Source organism: Nostoc sp. (assembly GCF_036917235.1).
GTDB lineage: Bacteria > Cyanobacteriota > Cyanobacteriia > Cyanobacteriales > Nostocaceae > Nostoc.
Genome location: NZ_JBALDU010000062.1, coordinates 1 through 7,849, shown reverse-complemented (window position 1 = coordinate 7,849; position 7,849 = coordinate 1). Strand labels below are relative to the sequence as shown.

Annotated in this window: 7 protein-coding genes; 4 read left to right on the top strand and 3 right to left on the bottom strand. The window is 42.5% G+C overall.

Annotated features, from left to right (window positions below):
* The 3 genes from V7K44_RS18465 to leuC form a co-directional block, all read right to left on the bottom strand.
* On the bottom strand, positions 1 to 419 hold a 419-nt coding region (locus V7K44_RS18465; protein WP_334933374.1), incomplete at its 3' end, for a calcium-binding protein.
* Between the two features lie 962 nt (positions 420 to 1,381).
* A complete protein-coding gene (leuD, locus tag V7K44_RS18460; RefSeq protein WP_334933373.1) occupies positions 1,382 to 1,990 on the bottom strand; it encodes a 3-isopropylmalate dehydratase small subunit in 609 nt (202 codons plus the stop codon).
* An 86-nt stretch (positions 1,991 to 2,076) separates the two neighbouring features.
* Positions 2,077 to 3,480, bottom strand: a complete 1,404-nt coding sequence (leuC, locus tag V7K44_RS18455) for a 3-isopropylmalate dehydratase large subunit (RefSeq protein ID WP_334933372.1) — start codon at positions 3,478 to 3,480, stop codon at positions 2,077 to 2,079.
* 382 nt (positions 3,481 to 3,862) lie between these two features.
* Here leuC and V7K44_RS18450 point away from each other — a divergent pair, with 382 nt between their 5' ends.
* From V7K44_RS18450 to V7K44_RS18435, 4 genes are all read left to right on the top strand, one after another.
* Positions 3,863 to 5,212, top strand: coding sequence for a P-loop NTPase fold protein (locus tag V7K44_RS18450; protein ID WP_334933371.1), 1,350 nt, complete (start codon positions 3,863 to 3,865; stop codon positions 5,210 to 5,212).
* 30 nt (positions 5,213 to 5,242) lie between these two features.
* Positions 5,243 to 5,443, top strand: a complete 201-nt coding sequence (locus V7K44_RS18445) for a hypothetical protein (protein ID WP_094348693.1) — start codon at positions 5,243 to 5,245, stop codon at positions 5,441 to 5,443.
* Positions 5,440 to 5,628: a hypothetical protein gene (locus V7K44_RS18440; RefSeq protein ID WP_251958101.1), complete on the top strand. Its 189-nt coding sequence runs from the start codon at positions 5,440 to 5,442 to the stop codon at positions 5,626 to 5,628. Before V7K44_RS18445 ends, V7K44_RS18440 begins: the two co-directional genes overlap by 4 nt.
* A 166-nt stretch (positions 5,629 to 5,794) precedes the next feature.
* The coding region (locus tag V7K44_RS18435; protein ID WP_442940701.1) for an nSTAND1 domain-containing NTPase at positions 5,795 to 7,849 on the top strand (2,055 nt) is incomplete at its 3' end.

Genomic DNA, 7,849 nt, shown 5'->3' with positions numbered 1-7,849 from the left:
TCTGCACTGTCTACAGTCAGAGTGAAGGGAACCAAGTTCAGCCGATCGAAGATTGCTCTGCCTTGAGCATCTTGTTCTAGGCGGAAGTTGTCTCCTACACCCGCGCCGTTGACCTCAACCACGTCAAAGCCAGCGTTACCACTAATTCTGTCGCTACCGTCACCATTGTTCCAGATCAGGCGATCGTTGCCGTTTCCGCCAGTGAAGGTGTCGTTGCCACGATCTCCGATTAGGGTATCCTCTCCATTGCCTCCGAATAGAAAGTCGATACCATTGCCACCTCGTAACAGGTCATTACCAGCATTTCCAAAAAGGCTGTCATTTCCATCCAAACCATTCAAGTTATCAGAAGCGGCATTACTAATACCTATATCTGCTCCATTTGTCGGTCCTGGGCCTGGAATCCAAGTTACTGCCATGATTAATACTCCTAATTCTTAATTTCTCTAAGTGAACAATGAGTTACTAATACTTCATTTTTAAGAAATGTATAGAAGTACTAGTTTCTCTCTATGAACTACAAAACTTATAGTTTTTAGCTGCTAAGTATTACTCAGAGATATTTTCTTCTTTTATGCAGAATATTGGTTTTTGTAAAACTTCTTCACTATGAATTTTAGAGACATACCTGACTGTATCCTGACTTTTCACGTCATTTGAAAAAGACAGAGTAACTCGTGAATACCTTTTGCAAACTAGCTTTCAACTGATTGAACGATTTTCGCTAAAGTTCAAACAAATGTAAGTAACGTTGAACAAATGACAATATTAAATACTAATCCGTATTCGTCTTGTGACTTTGCTGACAATTGCTGAATTGGTTGAGTAGTTTTAATAAGTGAGTGTTTGTCTGTAAAATATGGTAAGTTTTTATTCAAATTTTTAATAAGTACTAGTGATTTCAAAGCACCTAATAAAAATCAATTCATTCAGTCATTAACCCAGATTTTTGTTGAAGTTGGAGTATTTATTTTTACATTTACTCTCAAACAAGTATTTATCTAATGAGTAAAATGTAATACTTTAATCTGATTCAATATTTTGGTTCTAGAGTTACGTAAATTCGACGGCTTATATCGTGTCCGCTGAATTGCCTATAATAAAAGAACCTCACCCTGGTTTTGCTACGCAAAGCCTTCCGATAGGACAGAGTAAGGTTTAGAAGGACTTTTGGGTAATCAGATTACTTGTGTGTACACCGTAAGCTTATTAGGGGAGAGGCCACGCAATACGATTTGGTTAAAGACTGATTATTGTTGAGACGGCGATTCATCACGTCTCTTGCCTTAACCGAACAGTATTTAGAGTCCACACAGGAATCACAAGTAATTTACCGGAGATGATATCATTCCCTGGCTGACAGGCAGGGAATGACAGAATACTAACTCGCGGCTAAATTACCCCAACCGACGTAGGGTAATTTTGCAGCCCTTGCCCGAACTTGGTCAGCATTGGCCACCAGCTGACCGCAAGCATCCCAAGTTCCAGAAATAAATGTGCTTCTTGTACCTTCACCGATCGCAACTGGGGCGGTGTAATCGCCAATTTGCACTTGCAAGGTTTCCAGATTCACTGTCACGGCGGCTTGGGGATTGGCAGCGACTAAATCTTGCAGTTGTTTAACAGTCACAGCATCGGCTGTCAAACAAGGTATGCCCATTGCTACACAGTTACCAAAAAAGATTTCCGCGAAGCTTTCACCGATTAAAGCTTGGATTCCCCATTTTGCGATCGCTTGGGGTGCGTGTTCCCGTGATGAACCACAGCCAAAGTTACGGTTGACTATTAAAATATTCGCCCCTTGATACTGGGGTTGGTCAAAGGGATGTTCGCCTTTAAGTGCTGTTCGATCGTCGATAAACGCACCTTCACCTAATCCATCAAAGGTAACGGCTTTCAAATATCGCGCGGGAATGATGCGATCGGTATCTATATCATTGCCCACTAAGGGTATACCACGCCCTGAAACTGTTTTAACTTCACTCACCATAAGTTTTATAAGAAACGAACCGCAAAGAACGCAAAGGACACAAAGAAAGAAAAGTTTAAGAGATTTCTCTATGCTAGGAAGTGGGGTTACAGCAACTCGCGCACATCAGAGACTTCGCCTTTAATGGCAGCTGTGGCGACCATCGCCGGACTCATTAACAATGTCCGGCCAGAAGAGGAACCTTGTCTTCCTTTAAAGTTGCGGTTGGAGGAAGAGGCGCTGATTTGTCTTCCTTGCAGCTTATCGGGGTTCATGGCCAGACACATGGAACATCCTGGTTCTCGCCACTCAAATCCGGCTTCTTGAAAGATTTTATCTAGTCCTTCAGCTTCCGCTTCTTCCTTCACCCGTTCAGAACCAGGGACAACGAAGGCTTTAATTCCTTTTGCAACGTGGCGACCTTTGGCGATTTTCGCCGCTTCTCGCAAATCGCTAATTCTGCCGTTGGTGCAACTACCAATAAAACAGACATCTATTTTGGTACCCTTGATCGGTTGACCAGGATATAAATCCATGTAGCGGTAAGCTTCTTCGGCAATGAATCGGTCTTCTTCTAGCAGTTCTTCTGGCTGAGGTACTGACTGATTGACACCGATACCTTGACCGGGAGTAATCCCCCAGGTGACGGTAGGAGGAATTTCCGCCGCGTCGAATACGACTACATCATCGTATTCTGCATCAGTATCGCTCTTGATGGAATCCCACCAAGCTATTGCTTTATCCCAATCTGCATCAATGGGTGCAAAATCTCTACCTTTGAGGTAATCGTAGGTGACTCGATCGGGATTGACGTAGCCGCATCTAGCACCGCCTTCGATCGCCATATTGCAGACTGTCATCCTCTCTTCCATATTCATTTGCTCGAATGTCGTACCTGCAAATTCGTAACCATAGCCCACACCACCTTTCACACCAAGGGTGCGGATGATATGCAGGATGACATCTTTGGCGTAAACTCCAGGGTTGAGAGTGCCGTTAACTTCAATTTTGCGGACTTTCAGTTTAGAGAGGGCGAGGGTTTGGGAAGCGAGAACATCCCGGACTTGGCTAGTACCGATACCAAATGCGATCGCACCAAATGCTCCATGACTGGAAGTGTGGCTATCTCCACAAGCGATCGTCATTCCTGGTTGAGTGAGTCCGAGTTCTGGAGCGATGACGTGAACTATACCCTGACTACCAGAACCAATATTGTAAAAAGTTATGTTATTTTCTTGACAGTTCGTTTCGAGCGCCTGAATCATTTCTTCTGCCAAGCTATCCACAAAGGGACGCGCTTGGTTTTCTGTGGGCACAATGTGATCGACCGTGGCGACGGTACGCTCTGGAAACAGTATTTTTAGACCTCTTTCGCGTAACATAGCAAAGGCTTGGGGACTGGTGACTTCATGAATTAGGTGAAGCCCGATAAATAGTTGCGTCAGCCCTGAGGGAAGTGTACCAACGGTGTGTAAGTCCCAAACTTTGTCAAACAGGGTACCTTTGCTCATACGTCAATCAATATTTAAGGAGTCCGGTCTTAAATAGTATCAAAAAAAGTCTCGGTTTTTGCAAATCACTTAAATATTAGTTGCAGCTTTGCAATCTTATTTCTCTGTGCCGCGCCAGTTGCTACAACGGGGGGAACCCCGACGCGAGTTGTTCATGGGGGAAACCCCCAAGACCACACTCGCTCCGCAACGCACTGGCTTCTCTGTGCCTCTGTGGTTTTATTCTTCTTTAACGAACCGAACCACAGAGACGCTGAGAGCGCAGAGGAAGAGAGGTAAATGCGAAAATTCTCCGAAATATTGAGGTGCAAAGATGTAAATAAGTTTATCCTTTTCCACAAGGATATGTTAAGACAATACCAGATTATTGCACTACCACGTTATGTCCATAGATTTACGGGAATTTTATCAGGCTAGCGATCCCAGCAGAACTTTGTTTGTCAACAATAGCTCTGATGGCAAGTATTATATAGATTTTTCCTCGGTACGAGGTGGTGATATTCTTGGCAAGCTGAAGCAGAAAATTACTTTTTTTAAGCCGAATGAACCCACTTGCACTTTATTTACTGGGCATATTGGTTGTGGTAAATCGACAGAACTATTACGGTTACAGGCAGAACTGGAAAAGTTAGATTTTCATGTGGTTTATTTTGAGTCCAGTGACGATTTGGAAATGACTGATGTCGATATTGCTGATGTGCTACTAGCGATCGCTCGTCGTGTAAGTCAAAGTCTGGATAAAATTACTCTAGAGTCGCCCAACAAGTTTAATGAGTTGCTGCAAGGTGCTTGGAAGGTCTTAAACTCAGAGGTGACGGCGGGAAAAGTTAAGCTTCCGGTGCTTGGTGATGTCGGTTTATCGGCAGATAAAGATAAGTTTTCTCTGTCTGTGGGCATTGGTGAAATCACCGCGAAGATGAAAAATGACCCAGCGCTGCGAGAAAAACTCAATCAGTATTTAGCACCGCAAAAAACGAAGCTGCTGGAAGCGATTAATCAAGAATTATTGGAACCTGCGATCGCTAAACTCAAACAGCAAGGTAAAAATGGTCTAGTGGTAATTGTCGATAATCTTGACCGCATAGATAATCGTGCCAAACCTTGGGGTCGTCCGCAGCAAGAATATTTATTTGTCGATCAAGGTGAGTTTTTAACGAAGCTGAATTGTCATCTCATCTACACCATGCCTTTGTCGTTGAAGTTTTCCAATGATTATGGAATGCTGACCCAGCGTTTCCCAGAAGACCCCAAGGTGTTACCAATGGTACCTATGCAATGGTCTGATGGCAATGTTCATACACAGGGAATGGCACTCATGCAGCAGATGGTACTAGCTAGAGCTTTTCCTGACTTAACACCAGAGGAGCGTTTAAATAAAGTTACCGAGATTTTTGATAGTGCTGCTAGCTTAGAGCGTTTGTGTCAAATGAGCGGTGGTCATGTGCGGGACGTGCTGAGACTGCTGAATACTTGGATTATGGAAGAGATGAGTCTTCCCTTAACCCGTGAAACCTTAGAGCAAGTGATTCGTTCTCGGCGGAATGAAATCATGTTGCCGATTTCTGAGGATGAGTGGCAATTGTTACGTCATGTCAAGGAAAAGAAAAAGGTGAGTGATGACCACGGATATCAAAAACTGATCCGCAGCCGGTTTGTGTTTGAATATCGCGATGGTGGCGAGTCTTGGTTTGATGTTAATCCCGTCTTGGCAGAGGCTAGGGAATTACAGTGAGGAATCAGGGAACCGATGAATAATTAGATTATGAAATCAGAAACCAAAAATGTTTTGTTAAAAGCTTATGCACAATTGCACCAAATCACAGAAGAATTATACTCAGCCTCAGATAAAGCCATAGAAAACAACGATTTTGAGGACGCTAGCTTGCTCGCTAGTAGAGCAGATAGACTTTATGAAGAGATAGAAAATTTAGAGATTGTAATTTCAGAACAGGAGGAAATATGAAAACAATCCAAGAGTTAAAGACTCGTATTCAAGAACTCAGTAAACAAGCTGTTGAATTTAGTAGAAAAGCATCTGAAGTATGCTTAACTGACCGTCAGCAAGCCAAGTATTTTAGACAACAAGCAAGAGAAGCTAGCAAACGCACTCAAGTATTGATACAAGAATTAAAACGCCAGGAAGTTTAATTTTGTAGTCAACTTAGAGCCAGGGCAAATGCAATTCGCGGGTATACAAACATGGATGCTTTGTGGGTAGTCCACCTCCGTGGACTAAGGAAAAATTGAGTGTTTATAACCCACGGAGGTGGGTAAAGCCTCTTGTAGACGCGGTTTCTAACCGTCCTTTTAACTTATGACAGACTCGCAACCACCAAAAGATGATCGTGTAAACAGCGATGTCTACGACGGGCTACACCTACGCTCTCTGAAACAATTAGCTTGGGCGATTGAATCCTCTGTGGGACAGTTTAAGCTGATTTTGGCACGGTGTAATTATGGTAGCTTGCGCGATCGCTTAATCTCCAGATTGCGAGAAATTTGTCAAGTTGAAATTCGTGTCTTGACGGTGCAGCAATCGAACAGGACTCTTTATACTGCGATTCAAGAAGAATTCGGCGAAGAGATACCAGCCTGTGTAATGGTTGTGGGTTTGGAATCAGTGCAGAATTTATCTGTGATGTTAACTTCTGCGAATCAAGTGCGAGAAGAGTTCCGCAAGAATTTTGCTTTTCCCTTAGTGTTCTGGATTGACGATGAAATCTATAAGCAACTAATACAGCTTGCACCAGATTTGGAAAGTTGGGCAACTACGAGAAATTTTGATATATCAACACAAGAATTAGTAGATTTTGTTACCGAAACGGCTAATTATTGGTTTGGTAACAACTCAAAATTTACTGTAGATGTATATAACAAGCTCGAAAAGGAGTTAGAAGCGGCGCAAAGATATTTACTCAATAAGCCAGATGCTTATAATTTAGAAATTCAAGCTAATTTAGAATCTTTATTAGGTTTTATCAAACAGATAAATAATCAAAAAGATTTGGCTTTAGAACATTACCAACAAGCTTATAAGCTCTGGCAGCAAAGTAATAATTTAGAACGTCAGATAAAAATCCTCGGCGAAATCAGTTTTTGTTATTATCTCAAAGCTTTTAAACATCAAGATATCAATCACCCAGATTGGCAAACAGCTTGGCATTATATTCAAGAGTATATAAATTTTATTAACAAGTTACGAACTCCAGATTTAACTGACTTTCCACCTAATCTGGAAAAGTTAACGCGAAACCTAACCGCCCAACCCCCTTTCCTACTAGAGAATGGGGAGAATTCAAAGCCTCTCTCCTTGCAGGAGAGAGGTTTGGAGAGAGGTTTTCCATATTATCAGCGAGATTTAATTGCTAATGCAGTAGTAAAGTTCGGTGATATCTTGCGAGATTTGCAAAAGTGGGAAACTTTGCAGAGTCTTACAGAAAAAGCTTTAGTAGTACATCAAGCTAACAACCAGCCAAGGGAATTAGCCAAGGATTACGGTTTTTTAGCTGAGGTGGCTTTGGCTAAAAAAAACTGGGTTGAAGCAAATCAGCTTGTTCAGCAAGCTTTGAAAGTTTTTGCTGCAATTCCCAATGTGGAATCAGCGAGTAGATCGGGGATGGTATCTGAGATTTCTGAAAGAGATTTTAAATCAAAAGATTTGAGTTTATATCAGTTTATTTTAGGTCGTTCTCAATACCATTTAGGTCAAATTCAACAAGCAACTCTCAGCTTAGAAACTGCTAGAGATGTAGGTAATCCCCTAGAAGATGTCAGGCTTTACTTAGATATTCTCAGGTTTTTGCAGCAGCTTTATTTTGAGCGGAAAGAATATCTCAAAGCATACAAAATCAAACAGCAACAGCGTTCTATTGAACAGCAATTTGGCTTGCGGGCTTTTATTGGTGCGGGTAGGTTAGAAGCTACAAAACAGGCATTTGTAGAGACATTGCGCTCAAACTCTCCCCAAGGAAATATTGCCCCAGAAATTGCTGCATCTGGTCGCCTCTTAGATGTAGAACGTTTAATTGAACGTATGGGTCGCCCTGATTATAAGTTGATAGTAATTCATGGGCAATCGGGTGTAGGCAAAAGTTCCCTGGTGAATGCGGGACTGGTGCCAGCTTTAAAGAATAAAGCGATCGGTGTTCAAGATTATTTGCCGGTGGTAATGCGCGTTTACACCAACTGGGCGGAAGAATTGGGGAGGCTTTTGGGGAGAGATGAGGGAGATGAGGCAGGTAAGGGAGATGAGAGAGAGTTAGAAGGTCAAGGTTCACCCTCAGAAGGTCAACTTCCACCCTCAGAAGGTCAACTTCCACCCTCAGAAGGTCAACTTCCACCCTCAGAAGGTCAACTTCCACCCTCAGAA

Coding starts and splice junctions, on each gene's coding strand:
- V7K44_RS18445 (WP_094348693.1), top strand. CDS start 5,243: ATGAAATCAGAAACCAAAAATGTTTTGTTAAAAGCTTATGCACAATTG.
- V7K44_RS18440 (WP_251958101.1), top strand. CDS start 5,440: ATGAAAACAATCCAAGAGTTAAAGACTCGTATTCAAGAACTCAGTAAA.
- leuC (WP_334933372.1), bottom strand. CDS start 3,480: ATGAGCAAAGGTACCCTGTTTGACAAAGTTTGGGACTTACACACCGTT.
- leuD (WP_334933373.1), bottom strand. CDS start 1,990: ATGGTGAGTGAAGTTAAAACAGTTTCAGGGCGTGGTATACCCTTAGTG.
- V7K44_RS18450 (WP_334933371.1), top strand. CDS start 3,863: ATGTCCATAGATTTACGGGAATTTTATCAGGCTAGCGATCCCAGCAGA.